The following is a 15,322-nucleotide window of genomic DNA, read 5'->3' on the forward strand; positions in this document are numbered from 1 at the left end:
AAGTCGCATTGGTATATGACAGACCGGGCTCCGAGCCGGCGACCGCGAAGGCCTACCGCAGGCTCGAGCACATGATCGTAACTCTCGAACTGGCGCCGGCGAGCTTCATCACCGAGGGGGCGCTGATCGACAGGCTCGGCCTCGGCCGCACCCCGGTTCGCGAAGCAATCCAGCGGCTGGCCTGGGAGGGGCTGCTCGAGGTCCGGCCGCGCGCCGGCATCGCCATTGCCCCGCTTCACCCTGGCGACTGGCTGCGTGTCCTCGACGCCCGCCGTGGCATCGAGGTGGTGCTTGCCCGCTCGGCCGCCCGCTTCGTCACCCGCGAGGCCGCCGACCTGTTCCATGACGCTGCCCTTGCCATGCAAAAGGCGGTGATTTCAGAAAATGTGTTTTACTTCATCCAGGCCGACAAGGCGCTTGATGAGGCGCTGGCGCTGGCTGCCGACAACCCGTTCGCCGCGCGCCTGGCGGCGCCCTTGCAAACCCACAGCCGCCGCTTCTGGTTTCGCTACAAGGCCGATACCGGCTTGGCCGAATCAGCCGAGCACCATGTCGCGCTGATCCGCTCGATCCTCGCCGGCGACGAAGAGGCCGCGGCCAAGGACGCCAAGCGGCTGATGGCGCTTTTGCGCGGCCATGCCGAGGCGGCTGCTACGCGCTGAGCCTGCCATTTCGTCATGCGCCCTGGCCGGGCAGGGCCATCACGTTTTCCCAATTGTCGCCGGCCGCGACGATGCAGCTTCTGCCGGCGATATCGGTGACGACGATGGTCCAGGTTCCGGTCTCTGCGACAAAGACTTCCATGACCGCCTCATGTCCGATCAGCCCCAAAGCAAACTGCCTTTCCTGGAACTTCTCGCTCAAATGGGCGACGATCTCGCCATGTTCAACGCAGTATTGATATTGCGCGCCTGCGGTGTTCGTACCCACCGCCAATGCGCCAGCAAGAACTAGGGTTTTCACCCATCTCAACAGCGATTTGCGTGCCATAGGGCACCTCCTTTGCCATCACGTTCCGGCAAAGGAGGGGTTTGACGGCCTCATTTTGCCGGAGCGATTCAGGCCGGTTCCGACGTCATCATCATCGCGTCGTTCCTTTCTGTGTTCCGGTCTGCCATTGGTGGGAACGATTCCAGATGTTCCCATTATGTTCTCGATATATGGTATCGGCAATGGAAAAGCGCAAGCAGGCGCCCAAAGCGGGCGCCTGCAGATCCGTTTTACGGTTGTCGCCGAAAGAATGGGCCACAGGCCGCGCGGCCATGCCGAGGCGCGCAGACCCGTGATAAATCGTTCAGATGCCTGGCAGCGCCGCTGTCGTCATCGCGCTTTCCCAGCCTTCGCCGACTGAAATCACGCAGCTTTGACCTTTTGTGTCGCTGGCGAGGATGGTCCATGTGCCCTTGTCGGAAACGAAGACTTCAAGCACCACATTCGGATTGACGACGCCGACCGCGCTCGGGTTTTCATGAAACTTCTCGCCGAGCGCCTTGACCATATCGGCGCGAGCCGCGCATTGCTCGGCAGCCATTGCCGGTATCGCGGAAACTGCCACTGCAGCGCAAGCTATTGTCGCCATGAGACGTGCCATCTGACACCTCCTTTGCGCCGGACGATATCCCCCGGAGCCGTCACCAGCGCCGTTGGTTGATCTGCCAGCGTCTCCTTCGCGGCAGGACTGCAACCTAAGAAGATTGCTGCCTTCTTGGTTCCATCACATTAGTGTTCATGCCAATGAAGACGGCGACAAAAAAGCCCGGACTCAGAGCCCGGGCCTTTCTCGCGGTCTGTCTTCGCGCGCCCGCAACCGGAAGCGAGGACACGCAAACGGATCGTTCGGTCAGTTCATCGTCGGGATGACGAACTCGGCACCATCCTTCACGCCGGACGGCCAGCGCGACGTTACCGTCTTGGTCTTGGTGTAGAAGCGGAACGCGTCCGGCCCGTGCTGGTTGAGGTCGCCGAAGGAGGACGCCTTCCAGCCGCCGAAGGTGTAGTAGGCGATCGGCACCGGGATCGGCACGTTGATGCCGACCATGCCGACCTGAACCCGCGAGGCGAAGTCGCGCGCCGCATCGCCGTCGCGGGTGAAGATGGCAACGCCATTGCCCATCTCGTGCTCGTTGGCGAGCTTGATGGCGTTCTCGTAGGTCGGTGCGCGCACCACCGACAGCACCGGCCCAAAGATCTCTTCCTTGTAGATGCGCATGTCGGCGGTCACATTGTCGAACAGGCAGCCGCCCATATAGTAGCCGTTCTCGTAGCCCTGCATGGAAAAGCCGCGGCCGTCGACGACCAGCTTGGCGCCTTCCTTGACGCCGGTGTCGACATAGGATTTGACCCGTTCCAACGCCTGCGCCGTCACCAGCGGGCCGAAATCGGCGGAAGAATCCGTCGACGGACCGACCTTCAGGCTCTCGACGCGCGGCACCAGTCTTTCCATCAGCCGGTTGGCGGTGTCGTTGCCGACCGGGACGGCCACCGAGATCGCCATGCAGCGCTCGCCGGCCGAGCCGTAGCCGGCGCCGATCAGCGCGTCGACCGTCTGGTCCATGTCGGCATCGGGCATGATGATCATGTGGTTCTTGGCGCCGCCGAAGCACTGCACGCGCTTGCCGGCCGCGCAGCCGCGCGAATAGATGTACTGGGCGATCGGTGTCGAGCCTACGAAACCGATGGCCTTGATGTCGGGATCGTCGAGGATGGCGTCGACCACTTCCTTGTCGCCGTTGACGACATTAAGGATGCCCGCCGGCAGACCGGCCTCGATGAACAGTTCGGCAATGCGCATCGGCACGCCCGGGTCGCGTTCGGACGGCTTGAGAATGAAGGCATTGCCGCAGGCGATGGCCGGCGCGATCTTCCACAACGGGATCATCGCCGGAAAATTGAACGGCGTGATGCCGGCGACGACGCCGAGCGGCTGGCGCATCGAATAGACGTCGATGCCGGGGCCGGCGCCATCGGTGAACTCGCCCTTCATCATATGCGGCGCACCGATGCAGACCTCGACCACTTCGAGGCCGCGCTGGATGTCGCCCTTGGCGTCGGCGATGGTCTTGCCGTGTTCGCGCGCCAATATCTCGGCCAGCGCGTCATACTCCTTGGCGACCAGCTCGAGGAACCGCATCAGGACGCGTACGCGTCGCTGCGGATTGGTCGCCGCCCAGCCGGGCTGTGCGGCCTTGGCGTTTTCGACCGCCGCGCGCAATTCCGCCTGCGAAGCCAGCGCCACCGTGCCGCGCACCGTGCCGTCCATCGGCTGCATGACGTCCTGCTTGCGGCCGCTGGTTCCGGCGACGCGCTTGCCGCCGATGAAATGACCGTATTCGATCATGGTCTCTCTCCCTGGTTCGTGATGAGGCATTGTCCGCCTTTGCGGGAGCGATGGCAACGCGAGTGAAAACGCAACCGTTGTGCGGAGAATAGACAGCGATTGACGGCAGAGCATCAATTCTCGCAAATAGGAAGAATGCAGGTCCCCAGCAGCAAGGATTGAGATTGAGTTCCTTCACCGCCCCCCTCTGTCCTGCCGGACATCTCCCCCTCAAGGGGGGAGATTGGCTGTCACGCCCGCCTTCGGAAATCTTCACCGCGGCAAGAAAGACGCCTGCGGCGAAACTGCCAATCTCCCCCCTTGAGGGGGAGATGTCCGGCAGGACAGAGGGGGGCGCGAAGGAACGCGGTTTTGATCGTTATCGCCAGGACCACCCTCATGAACTGGGATGATGCCCGTATCTTCCTTGCCGTAGCGCGGGCCGGCCAGATCCTCGGCGCCGCCAGGCGGCTGGAGCTTAATCACGCGACCGTCTCGCGCCGCATTGCCGCCCTCGAGGATGCGCTCAGGACAAAACTGTTTCGCCGGCTTACCACCGGCAGCGAGCTGACGCCGGCGGGCGAGCGTTTCCTCGAGATTGCCGAACGCATGGAGGGCGACATGATCGCCGCGCGCTCGACCGTTTCAGGCGAAGGCGACGACGTCTCGGGCACTGTGCGCATCGGCGCGCCGGACGGCTTTGGCGTCGCCTTCCTGGCCAGGCGCCTCGGCGCGCTGACCGCTCTGCACCGTGAGCTCACCATCCAGCTGGTGCCGGTGCCACGCTCCTTCTCTTTGTCCCGGCGCGAGGCCGACATTGCCATCACCGTCGAACGGCCGACGGAAGGCCGCCTGGTGGCGGGAAAGCTGGTCGACTACACGCTCGGCCTGTTCGCGTCGCGGGCCTACGCCGACACCCATGGCCTGCCCGGAACCGCCGCCGAGCTAGGCCAGCATACGCTGATCGGCTACGTGCCGGACCTGATCGTCAGTCGCTCGCTCGACTACGCGGCCGAATTCAGCCCCGACTGGCGCACCAGCTTCGCTATTTCCTCCGCGCTCGGCCAGGCCGAAGCAGTGCGTTCCGGCGCCGGCATCGGCATCCTGCACACCTTCGTTGCCCGCTCGATGCCGGAGCTGGTGCCTCTCGATATCGTCGCACCCATACGCCGCGCCTACTGGCTGGTCTATCATGAATCGGTCAGGCCGCTGCGCCGCGTCCAGGTCGTCGCGAGCTTCATTACCAAGGCCGTCGAACGGGACAGGGGTTTGTTCGCGTGAGCCTGCCGGCCGCTGGCTGTCTTAGCTGGTGGGCGTCTTACTTGGCGTACCGTCCGGGCCCGAGATCGCCGACGTCGATGTCGGGCACCCGGCTGGAGATGATGTCGGCCAGAACTTTGGCCGAGCCGCAGGCCATGGTCCAGCCGAGTGTGCCATGGCCGGTGTTGAGATAGAGATTGGAGAAATCGGTGCGGCCGATCAGCGGCGGCCCGTCCGGTGTCATCGGCCGCAGCCCGCACCAGAAGGTCGCCGATCGCATGTCGCCGCTGCCCGGAAACAGGTCGCCGACCGAATGTTCGAGCGTGCGCCGCCGCGATTCGTGCAGCCGCAGGTCGAAGCCGGAAATCTCCGCCGTGCCGCCGACCCGGATACGGTCGCCGAGCCGGGTGATCGCTACTTTGTAGCTCTCGTCCATCACGGTCGAGACCGGTGCGGCGGCGACGTCCTTGATCGGCAGGGTGATCGAATAGCCCTTGACCGGGTAGACCGGGATGGACCGCTTCAGCATGCGCATGAACCGTGCCGAATAGCTCCCCATCGCCATCACATAGGCATCAGCGACCATCCAGCCCTTGCTGGTGCCGACGTTGGTGATGCGATCGCGCTTCTTGACGACGCGCCGTATCTCCGTGTCGTATTCGAAGGTGACGCCGCGTGCCGCGCAAAGCTCGGCAAGCCTGTCGGTGAACATCTTACAGTCGCCGGTTTCGTCGCCGGGCAACCGCAGGCCACCGACGAATTTTTCGCGCACGCCGGCCAGCCCAGGCTCGGCCGCAATGCAGCCGTCGGGGTCGAGGACCTCGTAGGGGACGCCATAGGCCTTCAGCACCTCGACATCGCCGCCGACGCCATCGAGCTGCTTTTGCGTTCGGAAGAGCTGCAGCGTGCCCTTGGCGCGCTCGTCATAGGCGATGCCGGTCGCCTCGCGCAGCGCCTTCAGCGTGTCGCGGCTGTACTCGGCCAGCGGCACCATGCGCGCCTTGTTCAGCGCGTAGCGTTCAGCCGTGCAATTGCGCAGCATCTTGACCAGCCATATCCACATATGCGGATCGAAGGCCGGTCGCACCACCAGTGGACCGTGCTTCATCAAAAGCCATTTGATGGCCTTCAGCGGAACGCCGGGCCCGGCCCAGGGCGAGGCATAGCCGGGCGAGATCTCGCCGGCATTGGCAAAGCTGGTTTCCAGCGCCGGGCCTTTCTGGCGATCGATCACCGTCACCTGATGACCGGCCTCGGCAAGAAAATAGGCGGTGCTGACCCCGATCACGCCGCCGCCCAGCACGAAGATCTTCATCGTTTGGTTCTCCGCGGCGGCATCTCGTCGGGATTCGAGACCGGGATCATCGCCGCCTCATGTCTGCCGGATTCTGTGGCGTCAGCCAAGTGCCGATGCTTAGGGAAAAGACATGCGTGAGGACAACAACCTTGCGTCCTAGCCACTCACATAGCGCCGGTGGAAACGGTGGCCGAGACTGGTCAAGACCTCATAGCCGATGGTGCCGGCTTGGCCGGCTACCTGGTCCACCGTCTGCGACGACGGTCCGATGAGTTCGACGAGGTCGCCTGCCTTCAGCCTGCCGGGCGGCAATGCGGAAATGTCGAGGATGATCGAATCCATCGAAACCCGGCCGACGAAGGGCAGCCGCATATTTTCGAGCCAGGCGGAGGAAGCGGCGCGTCGATGCCAGCCATCGCCATAGCCGAGCGAAATCGTCGCCGCGGCAAGCGGAGCCTTGGTGTGGAAAGTGTGACCGTAGCCGACACCGGCGCCGGCCTCCAATATCCGCGTCTGGATGACCTTGGCTTGCAATCGCACCACCGGCAGCATCGGATTGTCCTTCGCCGGCGTCGGATTGACGCCATAGAGAGCGGCACCCGGACGAACGAGGTCGTAGTGATAGCGCTGCCCGAGAAAAATGCCTGATGAATTGGCAAGGGAAGCCGGCGCTTCCGGCAGCATCCGGCGCAGCCGTTCGAATTCCAGCCGCTGCCGCTCGTTGGCCGGCTGCTCGGGTTCATCGGCGCAGGCGAGATGGCTCATCACGAACGTCAGTTCGACACCGTTGAAAGCCTGCGGATCCTGCGCGACTGCCTTCACCTCGGATGGCGTCATGCCGAGCCGCGACATGCCGCTGTCGACCTGGAGGGCGGCCGGCAACTTACGGCCCACCCGCCCGGCCATCTCGCGCCATGCCGCGAGTTGGCTGGCGCTGTTGAGTACTGGGCAAAGCCCTGCCGCAACCGCTTCCCTTTCCGCACCCGGCGGAATGCCGTTCAGCACATAAATGGCCGGGACTGAGCCGAGCGCCTTGCGCAGCAAGATGCCGCCGGCCAAATGCGCAACAAAGAAAGTATTACAGCCCTCACCCATCAGCGCCGCCGCCACCGGCGCCGCGCCAATCCCATAGCCGTCGGCCTTGACCACTCCAGCACAGCCGACGCCGCCCAGCCGCGCCTTCAGCCGCCGGTAGTTCTCACGGACGGCGCCGAGATCGATGGTCAGGATCGCCCCTGCCGCGGCTTCGCTGATCGGTTCGCCCAGGGTGACGGTCGGCGGAAGAGATTTGCTGGAGCTGTTGTTCATGCCGACCTGTTTTAACGGAAGGCCGGCGGCTACGCCACCAGGTGCCGGAATGCCGCCACCACGTCTTCGTAGACCTTGCGCTTGAACGGCACGATCAGGCCCGGCAATTCCAGCATCGGCCGCCACGCCCACCGGTCGAACTCGGCCTTGTGGCCACCCGGCGGCGGATTGATCGCGATCTCGCTTTCGTCGCCGTGGAAACGGAAGGCAAACCATTTCTGCGTCTGGCCGCGATATCGTCCCTTGAAGGCGACGCCGACCAGATGCGCCGGCAGGTCGTATTTGATCCAGTGCGGCGCCTCGGCCAGCAGCGACACCGAGCGCATGCCGGTCTCTTCGTAAAGTTCACGCGCCGCCGCGGGCAGCGGCTCCTCGCCATCATCGATGCCGCCCTGCGGCATCTGCCAGAGCTGCGTCGTTCCAGCGAATTCGCTGTCCGGCTCGGCAATGCGACGGCCGACCCAGACCAGGCCGGCCTCATTGAGGACCATCACCCCTACGCAGGGCCGGTAGGGCAGCGTCTCGGGCTCAACGAGCTTGTTCTTTGCCATCTCAGCCTTTTTCCGGATCTATTGCCACCGCCGAAACCGGCACGATCTCGATGCCACGCTTCTTGGCCTCGGTCACCCAGGAAGACACGGTATCCACCGTCAGGTCGAAAGCCGAGCCGATGCCGACGGCAAACCCTTTCGCCCGTGCCGTCGCTTCCAGCCCATCCAGTTTCTTCAATATGGCGCCGCGGTCCTGCACCGCATCGATCGCCGTATCGCCGCCGACGAACGGCACGCCGTCCTTCAGCGCCAGTTCGGGTGCCAGGCTGCGCGCCGACGAACCGTCGTCGACATAGGCCAGACCACGCTTGCCAAGCTCGGCCATCAACGGCCCCATCGCCGTCGCGTCGGCCGAAAAGCGGGCGCCCATATAGTTCATGACGCCGGTGTAGTTGGTCGTTCGCGACAGCGCCCAGCGTAAATTCTTCAAATTCTCGTCCGGCGTTGCAGCCACGGTCAGCGTGTTACGGCCGGGATTGACGTTCGGATAGTCGAACGGCTCAAGCGGTACCTGCATGATGACCTCATGGCCGCTCTGCCGCGCCACCTGCATCCAGCGGCCGATGCTGTTGCCTTGCGGCGCGAAGGCCAGCGTCACTTCCGCCGGCAGCTTGGCGATGGCTGCCTGCGTGCCGGTCTGCGACACGGCAAGCCCGCCGATGACGAGCGCGACGCGTGCACCGCGAGCCCCGGACCACGGCCGCGCATAGACATCGAACGGGCGCCTGCCGTCGGCGGCGCGGATCGGCAACGGACCGGTTTCGCTGGCCTCGACCAGCGCCTTGTCGGGAATGTGCGCGATCCTGAGGTTCTGGCCGATCGTCGAAGGGTCGCGGATGACGATGGCCGCATTGGGTGGACCGTCGCCCTCTTCGGTCTGGACATGGATGATCTGCGGACCGCCCGTCTTCGGCCCGCTTATGTTGGCCCCCCTTGCGTTGCTTGGCGCAGCCATTTCGGGCGTCGCCTTGGCGGGCGCGGCGACGGTATCCGCCGCCGGCGTCTTCGGCGTCGAAACGGCTACTTCTTGCAGCTTCCGGAACGGCTTGTCTCGCAAGGCGATCGCGCTGGAGACGCCGACCACGGACAGCACGACAAGCGCGGCCGCGACCGCACCGGCGCTGATCCCGCTGCCTGAGCGCGGCAGCCGGATCGCCTGTCCGAGAGGTCGTTCTATGTCCTTGCCGATATCAGCCAAGCCCGCACCCCCCGGCGTGCATCCCCGAAGTAAACCTTCTCCGGAGGCGCAAAATCCAAAATGTCGGCGCGTCCCCTTGCTTCACTGGACGCGCAGCATGCCGGCCGCGGCCCCCGAATCAAACTGCCGGAGCCTCGCGGCCCCGGCAGCATCGCATCGCTTCGCTCAGGCAGCCAGACCTGTTTGGCCCGGCTTGCCCGCCCTTACTGGTTCAACACGGCCTTTTGCGGATTCGGCGGGAACGCCGGATCGGTCTTCTGGCCACGCAGCAGCTGCTCGGCATAGATGAGCTGCAAATCGTCCTTCGGTTCCGGCGGCACATAGGCTGCCGAACCCGAACCGGTCGTGCTTTCGTCGGCGCCCTTGATATGGCCCTTGAGGTCCGATTCGCCGCGCGTCAGGTCCCTGCCCTGCAGTTCCGCCGGCAGCGGCTGGTCGACCTTGATGTCGGGCGTGATGCCCTTGCCCTGGATCGACTTGCCGGACGGCGTGTAATAGAGCGCCGTCGTCAGCCGCAGCGCCCCGTTCTCGCCAAGCGGGATGATGGTCTGCACCGAACCCTTGCCGAAGGATTGCGTGCCGACCACCGTGGCGCGGCGCAGATCCTGCAGCGCGCCGGCGACGATTTCCGAGGCACTGGCCGAGCCGCCATTGACGAGCACGATCAGCGGCTTGCCGCCGATGTCGTCGCCGGCCCGCGCGTCGAAGCGGGTGACGTCCTTCGGGTCGCGGCCGCGCGTCGAGACGATCTCGCCACGGTCGAGGAAGGCATCCGACACGCTCACCGCCTGGTCGAGCAAACCGCCCGGATTGAGGCGCAGGTCGAGCACGTAGCCCTTGAGCTTGTCGTTCGGCACCTGCTTCTTGATGGTGTCGATGGCATTCTCGAGGTCGTCATAGGTTTTTTCGGTAAAGGAAGTGATCTTCATGTAGCCGATGTCGTTTTCGACCCGGAACTTGACCGCCTTGACCTTGATGATGTCGCGCACGACGGTCAGTTCGATCGGCTTGTCGGCGCCCTGGCGCAGGATGGTGAGCTTGATCGGCGTATTGACCAGCCCGCGCATCTTCTCGACAGCGTCGTTGAGCGTCAGGCCGCGGACCTCCTCGCCGTCGATCTTGGCGATATAGTCGCCGGCGAGCACGCCTGCCTTGGCGGCCGGCGTATCGTCGATCGGCGTGATCACCTTGACCAGGTCGTTCTCCATGGTGACCTCGATGCCGAGGCCGCCGAATTCGCCCTTGGTCTGCACGCGCATGTCCTGCGCTTCTTCGGCGTTCATGTAGGAGGAGTGTGGGTCGAGCGACGACAGCATGCCGTTGATGGCATTTTCAACCAGCGACTTGTCGTCGGGCGGCGTCACATAATTCGCCCGTACCCGTTCGAAGATATCGCCGAAGATCGCCAGTTGCTTATAGGTCTCGGAGCCCGCAGCTTTCGCTGTCGAGCCGGGCGCGCCATAGACCAGGCTCATCGCCGATGCACCCATCAGCGCACCGGCAAACAGAAGCGACAGTTTCCGCATCATTCACGTCCTTCCAGAAAAACGGTCCGCCCACCATGGGGCCGGATCGACGGGTTTTCCATCCTTGCGGAACTCGACATAGAGCTCCGGCGTGGCATTTCCATTCTTCGATGCCGAGGTGCTCGCCACCCGGGCCTCTCCCATCGCGCCGACCGGCTCACCTGCGAGCACCGACTGGCCAGACGCGACGCTGATTCTGCTCATCCCCGCCAGGACGACATGATAGCCGTTACCCGCATTCAGGATCAAGAGTTGACCGTAAGAGCGGAAAGGCCCCGCATAAAGCACATTTCCATCCGCCGGCGCTGTGACGATGGCTCCCGATTGTGTCGCAACCATGTCACCGAGCATCACCGCGCCGTTACCGTCGTCGGCCCCGAAGCGCCGCTTGATCCTGCCGGTGACCGGCAGCGCGATCTGCCCTTGAAGCGCGGAAAACGGCGCGGCAGCGGTGAGCCTGTTGCTCTCCGGCACCGGCAGCGAGGCCAATTCCGTCGGCGCCGCAGCCGATGCCGGGCCCTTGTCGGCGTCGGCCGTCTTTTGCTCGGCTGCCTTGGCCGCATCCGCCGCCTTGCGGGCTCTGTCGGCCTCGAGCGAGGCGATCAGTTCTTTCAGGCTGCCGGCCTTGGCCGCCAGCGTCGCGGACCGCTGCTTTTCGGCGGCCAGCGCGGTTTGCGTATCGGCGGCGAGCTTCTGCTTGGCTTCGAGCAGCATGCCGAGCCGCTTTTTTTCCGCCGCCTGCTCGCCGACAGCTGCCGTCAGCCGCGCCCGCTCGGCCTCGATCGAGGCCGTCACCCGCGACTGCTCCTTGAGGTCGGCCAGCAACATGTCGGTCTGCTGGCGCAGTTCCGGCACCACGGCACCGAGCAGGATGGCGCTGCGTACCGACGACAATGCGTCCTCCGGCTTGACCAGGATCGCCGGCGGCGGATTGAGCCCCATGCGCTGCAGCGCGCCGAGCACTTCGGCCAGAACGTCGCGTCTGGCGGCCAGTGAGGCGCGGATCTTCTGCCCCTGCGCCTTCAGCCCTTCCAGCTTGCCGCCAATGTCCTCGATGTCCTGGCCGAGCTTCTGCTCGGTCATCGCCGACTGGATCAGCGCCGCGGTGATCGAGGCGTGGTCTTTCTTGACAGCCGCTATGTCGGCGGCGAGCTTGGCCAGCCGCTCGGACGACAGCGTGATCTCTTTCGATACTTTTTCGTATTCGGCGCGGCTCTGGTCCGGGTCGGGCGCCAGGTCGAGCGTGTTCTCGGCCCGCGCGACGCCGAGCGAAAGCGCGATCGTCGCCACGGCGATGCCGTAGCGCACGCGCCAGGAGCCCGTTCGTGATTTCCAGTCTTCAAACATTGAAGCCTAACTCTATGCGCGGCTTCGTTAACGAACCATCAACCATGTTCGAGCCCCGGCCGCCATCCGCAAACCCCATGAGCCCAAACTGTCGATGAGCATTGGGGCAAAAATCCGGGCGGCTGGCATCAATTCGCCGACGGAGCCGACTTCATGAACGATGGTAGGGGTGACCGGAAAGGATAGTGGCCGCCCGGTAAAGCTGCTCGCCCAGCATCACGCGGACCAGCTGATGCGGCCAGGTCAGCGCGCCGAGCGACACCGTCAGATCAGCCAGGTCGCGCAGCGACTGGTCATGGCCGTCGGCGCCGCCAATGGCGATCACCAGCGCCTTGCGCCCGCCATCGCGCAGCGAACCTATGCGGCCGGCGAAATCCTCGGAGGAAAGGTTCTTGCCGCGCTCATCCAGCAGCATCAGCGCCGTGCCCGGTTGCAAGTGCGTCTGCAGCTTCTGGCCTTCCTCGCGCCGGCGCTCATTGGCCGCCTGCGCGCGGCCTTCGGCAATCTCGACGATCCCGGCGAATTCGAGGCCTACGGCAGGACCGCTCCTGGTAAAACGCTCGAAATAGCGGTCGGCCAACTGCTTCTCGGGGCCGGCTTTCATTCGGCCCACGGCATGAACCGTAATCTTCATCCCTGCCTCGAAGAGCCGCTGATGCATGTCAGACAACGACATGCATCAAGACGAATACGGCTCAGTGGAGGGTCTCCTCCTCGAGATCGGGCGCCTGCCACATCTTTTCGAGATTGTAGAAGTCGCGGACCTCGGGACGGAAGACATGGACGATGATGTCGCCCGAATCGATCAGGACCCAGTCGGCGCCAGCCAGCCCCTCGACGCGCGCCGTGCCGAGCCCGGCATCCTTGAGCGCCTTGAGGAGATGATCGGCAACAGCCGAGACATGACGGTGCGATCGGCCCGACGCGACGACCATGTAATCGCCGAGGCTCGATTTCCCCTGAATGTCGATTGAGACGATGTTTTCGGCCTTGGAGTCTTCCAGACTGGCAAGGACTGTCTTGATGGCGCGGGACACGGCGTCGTTTACGCTGATCCCGGCCGGCGAAGGCACGATGTCGGCCTTCTTCCGCAGTGCTGTTCTCAGTGTATTTCCTTTCGCAGCAAGAACAACCAAATCACCTCTGAAATCAGGTGACACTGCTTAGATAGGCAGAGTTAGGTTGCAGTTTCAAGACACCGCTCGCAAGCAGGCACCCGGCAGCGGCCGAATATCCGGCTTTTCGGGCCAGAAAATCGGAACCGCCTCGCCCCGCAGCGGTTATCGGCTCATCCACGAACCGGAATCCCGACATGCCGATCGATCCCCAGAACGCCCTCCTCACCGTGCAATCCGGCCTGGCGCAACTCAGCACGCTGATCGTCTCCTACTCGCTTTCGGCGGTCGGCGCCGTCATCCTGCTGGTCATCGGCTACATCGTCGCCGGCCTCGCCGAGCGTTCGATCTATGCCGGCCTCGGCCATATCAGCGGCTTCGACGAAACGCTCCGCCATTTCTTCTCGCAGGTCGTCCGCTACGCCATCCTGGGACTGGTCGTGATCATGGTTCTCGGCCAGTTCGGCGTGCAGACGGCTTCGATCATTGCCGCTATCGGTGCCGCCGGCCTGGCCATCGGCCTGGCGCTGCAAGGCACGCTGCAGAACATTGCCGCCGGCATCATGCTCCTGGCGCTGCGGCCGTTCCGCATCGGCGAATATGTCGAAGTCGGCGCGATATCCGGCACCGTCGAGGAGATCGGGCTGTTTGCCACAACGCTGAGGACGGTCGAAGGCGTCTACGTGCTTGCACCCAACTCGACCCTGTGGAACCAGCCGGTCCGCAATTTCACCCGCAACGGTGTGCGCCGCGGCGACATCACGCTCAGCATCGGCTCCTGGAACGACATCGATTTTGCGCAGAAGACCATGCTCGGTGTCGCCGCCGCCGACCGACGCGTCAGGCGGCAGCCGGCGCCGATCGCCTTTGTCGCGACTGTCGGCGACAGCACCGTCGCCATCACCTTGCGCTACTGGACGGCGGCTGCCGATTTCTTCGCCGCCCAGATCGACCTCACCAAGAGCGTCAAGCAGGCGTTCGATGCCGAAGGCCTTTCAATCCCGGCGCCGGCGCCGCAAGTGCCGCAGCCGGAGGCCTCAGCCACGCAGCAATAGAGCATTTGAACCCGGCCGGCAGATGGCCCTCAAAGCTCTCCGCGCCCGCGCTGATCTTCGGGCGCGAAGGCGAGATCGACAGGCAACGGCGCCTGCGCCGTCATTGGCGCGAAACTGCCGGTCTCGGTGGCGGGCACCGGCCGAACCATGACGACGCGCCAGAGAACGAACAGGCAGTAGGCTGTGGCAATGACGATTGCCACATAGATGAAGGCCTGCGTGCCGTAGACGGCGGAAAGTCCGGTCACAATGCCGGGTACGACGAAGCCGGACAGCGACCAGGCAAACAAAAGCGAGCTCGACAACGCCACCATGTCGTCCTTGCCGGCGCGGTCGCCGGCATGGGCGCTGGCAAGCGAATAGATCGATTCCGAGGCGCCGTCCCAGACCACATAGATGACGAGCAGCGCCGCCAGCGCGCCGCCGTCGAAACCGAGGGCAAACAGGCCCGCCGCGGCGGCAAGCGCCGACGCCGCGATCAGCACAAAGCGCCGGTCGGTGCGGTCGGAAATCCAGCCGAGCGGAATCTGCAGGATCAGCGTGCCGACCGGCATTGCCGAAAGCAGCAAGGCGACGTCGGCCTGGCTGTAGCCCTTGGCCGTGGCATGGATCGGCGCAAAACCCGAGATCGTCATCGACAGGCCGCCGACGGCAAGCATACCGGCAACGCCGACCGGGGAGATCCGCCAGGCGCGGCCGAGCGCCACGGACGCCGCTTGCGGCGCCGGCGGCTGCGCAAGCCGCGTCAGCCCGACGGGAAGGATCGACAGCGCGGTGAAGGCAATGCCGATCAGCGGCGCGTCGGCCGCGCGGATATCGACCAACGCCAGCGTCGAGTAGCCGACGCCGAGCCCGGCGACGTAGGCAACGTAGAAGATAGCCATGACCCGGCCGCGGATGACGTTGGCGACGACATCGTTCAGCCAGCTCTGCGCGACAATGAACAGGCCGCATATGGCAAAGCCGTAGAGTGCCCGTGCAGCGATCCATGGCAATGGGTGCGGCCCCGCGCCGACCGCGGCGTTGGACAGCACGATCAGCGCCGACAGCACCATGAACACGCGGGCATGGCCGACACGCCGCACCAGCGGCCCGGTCAGGATGCAGCCGGCGAGGCCGCCAGCCGAAAGGCCGGTGACGATCAGCCCCGCCCATGTCGGATCGAAGCCCTCGGCGCCGAGCCGGACTGGGATATAGGCGAACATCAGCCCATTGCCGACGGCGATCAGCGCCATCGACAAAAGGATGCTGGCAATGGCGATCGACGGCGCCGGCTGCCCTAGACCGTTCTTGTCCTGGTCGCGCTCGAGAATCGTCATGACCGAGGATCGCCCATCAAGCAGGTCAAG

14 protein-coding genes and 1 pseudogene are annotated in these 15,322 nt (G+C 64.6%); 3 read left to right on the top strand and 12 right to left on the bottom strand.

What is annotated here, in order from left to right; all coding sequences use genetic code 11:
* Nucleotides 1-71: 71 nt before the first annotated feature.
* Nucleotides 72-662, top strand: a complete 591-nt coding sequence (locus NKI17_RS15050) for a GntR family transcriptional regulator (RefSeq protein ID WP_502894516.1) — start codon at nt 72-74, stop codon at nt 660-662.
* Between the two features lie 13 nt (nt 663-675).
* Here the strand turns inward: NKI17_RS15050 and NKI17_RS15055 are convergent, their stop codons facing one another.
* From NKI17_RS15055 to NKI17_RS15065, 3 genes are all read right to left on the bottom strand, one after another.
* Nucleotides 676-990, bottom strand: coding sequence for a hypothetical protein (locus NKI17_RS15055; protein ID WP_023678057.1), 315 nt, complete (start codon nt 988-990; stop codon nt 676-678).
* A gap of 304 nt (nt 991-1,294) precedes the next feature.
* Nucleotides 1,295-1,591 (bottom strand): hypothetical protein, encoded by a 297-nt coding sequence (locus NKI17_RS15060; RefSeq protein WP_352574655.1) that lies wholly within the window; start codon nt 1,589-1,591, stop codon nt 1,295-1,297.
* Between the two features lie 249 nt (nt 1,592-1,840).
* Entirely contained in the window at nt 1,841-3,337 is a 1,497-nt protein-coding gene (locus tag NKI17_RS15065; RefSeq protein ID WP_352471248.1) for a CoA-acylating methylmalonate-semialdehyde dehydrogenase, read from the bottom strand.
* A 378-nt stretch (nt 3,338-3,715) separates the two neighbouring features.
* Here NKI17_RS15065 and NKI17_RS15070 point away from each other — a divergent pair, with 378 nt between their 5' ends.
* A complete protein-coding gene (locus tag NKI17_RS15070; RefSeq protein WP_023678060.1) occupies nt 3,716-4,597 on the top strand; it encodes a LysR family transcriptional regulator in 882 nt (293 codons plus the stop codon).
* Between the two features lie 37 nt (nt 4,598-4,634).
* Here the strand turns inward: NKI17_RS15070 and NKI17_RS15075 are convergent.
* From NKI17_RS15075 to rsfS, 8 genes and pseudogenes are all read right to left on the bottom strand, one after another.
* A pseudogene (locus NKI17_RS15075) lies at nt 4,635-5,912 on the bottom strand (D-amino acid dehydrogenase); the annotation flags it as partial.
* 117 nt (nt 5,913-6,029) lie between these two features.
* Complete coding sequence (gene alr, locus NKI17_RS15080; RefSeq protein ID WP_352906244.1) at nt 6,030-7,181, bottom strand: alanine racemase; 1,152 nt, start codon at nt 7,179-7,181, stop codon at nt 6,030-6,032.
* A gap of 29 nt (nt 7,182-7,210) precedes the next feature.
* Nucleotides 7,211-7,732: an RNA pyrophosphohydrolase gene (locus tag NKI17_RS15085; protein ID WP_352471250.1), complete on the bottom strand. Its 522-nt coding sequence runs from the start codon at nt 7,730-7,732 to the stop codon at nt 7,211-7,213.
* Nucleotide 7,733: 1 nt separating this feature from the next.
* Complete coding sequence (locus tag NKI17_RS15090; protein WP_023678064.1) at nt 7,734-8,930, bottom strand: divergent polysaccharide deacetylase family protein; 1,197 nt, start codon at nt 8,928-8,930, stop codon at nt 7,734-7,736.
* Nucleotides 8,931-9,133: 203 nt separating this feature from the next.
* The gene (locus NKI17_RS15095) at nt 9,134-10,459 is read right to left on the bottom strand and encodes a S41 family peptidase (RefSeq protein WP_023678065.1); all 1,326 of its coding nucleotides are present in this window, start codon (nt 10,457-10,459) and stop codon (nt 9,134-9,136) included.
* Nucleotides 10,460-11,803 carry a murein hydrolase activator EnvC family protein gene (locus NKI17_RS15100; RefSeq protein WP_352906245.1) on the bottom strand — a complete coding sequence of 448 codons (1,344 nt, stop codon included), beginning with the start codon at nt 11,801-11,803 and terminating at the stop codon, nt 10,460-10,462.
* 151 nt (nt 11,804-11,954) lie between these two features.
* On the bottom strand, nt 11,955-12,437 hold the full coding sequence (rlmH, locus tag NKI17_RS15105) for a 23S rRNA (pseudouridine(1915)-N(3))-methyltransferase RlmH (protein ID WP_352906246.1): 483 nt from the start codon (nt 12,435-12,437) through the stop codon (nt 11,955-11,957).
* 61 nt (nt 12,438-12,498) lie between these two features.
* Nucleotides 12,499-12,876 (bottom strand): ribosome silencing factor, encoded by a 378-nt coding sequence (rsfS, locus tag NKI17_RS15110; RefSeq protein ID WP_023678068.1) that lies wholly within the window; start codon nt 12,874-12,876, stop codon nt 12,499-12,501.
* Nucleotides 12,877-13,115: 239 nt separating this feature from the next.
* On the opposite strand from rsfS, the gene NKI17_RS15115 reads away from it, so the two are divergent.
* Complete coding sequence (locus NKI17_RS15115; protein WP_023678069.1) at nt 13,116-13,973, top strand: mechanosensitive ion channel family protein; 858 nt, start codon at nt 13,116-13,118, stop codon at nt 13,971-13,973.
* A 29-nt stretch (nt 13,974-14,002) separates the two neighbouring features.
* Here NKI17_RS15115 and NKI17_RS15120 read toward each other — a convergent pair whose 3' ends face one another.
* Entirely contained in the window at nt 14,003-15,292 is a 1,290-nt protein-coding gene (locus NKI17_RS15120; protein WP_352906247.1) for an MFS transporter, read from the bottom strand.
* Nucleotides 15,293-15,322 lie beyond the last annotated feature (30 nt).

The organism is Mesorhizobium sp. M0816 (genome assembly GCF_040320005.1).
In the GTDB taxonomy this organism is placed as follows: Bacteria; Pseudomonadota; Alphaproteobacteria; order Rhizobiales; family Rhizobiaceae; genus Mesorhizobium.

Coding starts and splice junctions, on each gene's coding strand:
- NKI17_RS15065 (WP_352471248.1), bottom strand. CDS start 3,337: ATGATCGAATACGGTCATTTCATCGGCGGCAAGCGCGTCGCCGGAACC.
- NKI17_RS15095 (WP_023678065.1), bottom strand. CDS start 10,459: ATGATGCGGAAACTGTCGCTTCTGTTTGCCGGTGCGCTGATGGGTGCA.
- NKI17_RS15050 (WP_502894516.1), top strand. CDS start 72: ATGATCGTAACTCTCGAACTGGCGCCGGCGAGCTTCATCACCGAGGGG.
- rlmH (WP_352906246.1), bottom strand. CDS start 12,437: ATGAAGATTACGGTTCATGCCGTGGGCCGAATGAAAGCCGGCCCCGAG.
- NKI17_RS15070 (WP_023678060.1), top strand. CDS start 3,716: ATGAACTGGGATGATGCCCGTATCTTCCTTGCCGTAGCGCGGGCCGGC.
- NKI17_RS15085 (WP_352471250.1), bottom strand. CDS start 7,732: ATGGCAAAGAACAAGCTCGTTGAGCCCGAGACGCTGCCCTACCGGCCC.
- NKI17_RS15060 (WP_352574655.1), bottom strand. CDS start 1,591: ATGGCACGTCTCATGGCGACAATAGCTTGCGCTGCAGTGGCAGTTTCC.
- NKI17_RS15115 (WP_023678069.1), top strand. CDS start 13,116: ATGCCGATCGATCCCCAGAACGCCCTCCTCACCGTGCAATCCGGCCTG.
- alr (WP_352906244.1), bottom strand. CDS start 7,181: ATGAACAACAGCTCCAGCAAATCTCTTCCGCCGACCGTCACCCTGGGC.
- NKI17_RS15055 (WP_023678057.1), bottom strand. CDS start 990: ATGGCACGCAAATCGCTGTTGAGATGGGTGAAAACCCTAGTTCTTGCT.
- NKI17_RS15120 (WP_352906247.1), bottom strand. CDS start 15,292: ATGACGATTCTCGAGCGCGACCAGGACAAGAACGGTCTAGGGCAGCCG.
- NKI17_RS15100 (WP_352906245.1), bottom strand. CDS start 11,803: ATGTTTGAAGACTGGAAATCACGAACGGGCTCCTGGCGCGTGCGCTAC.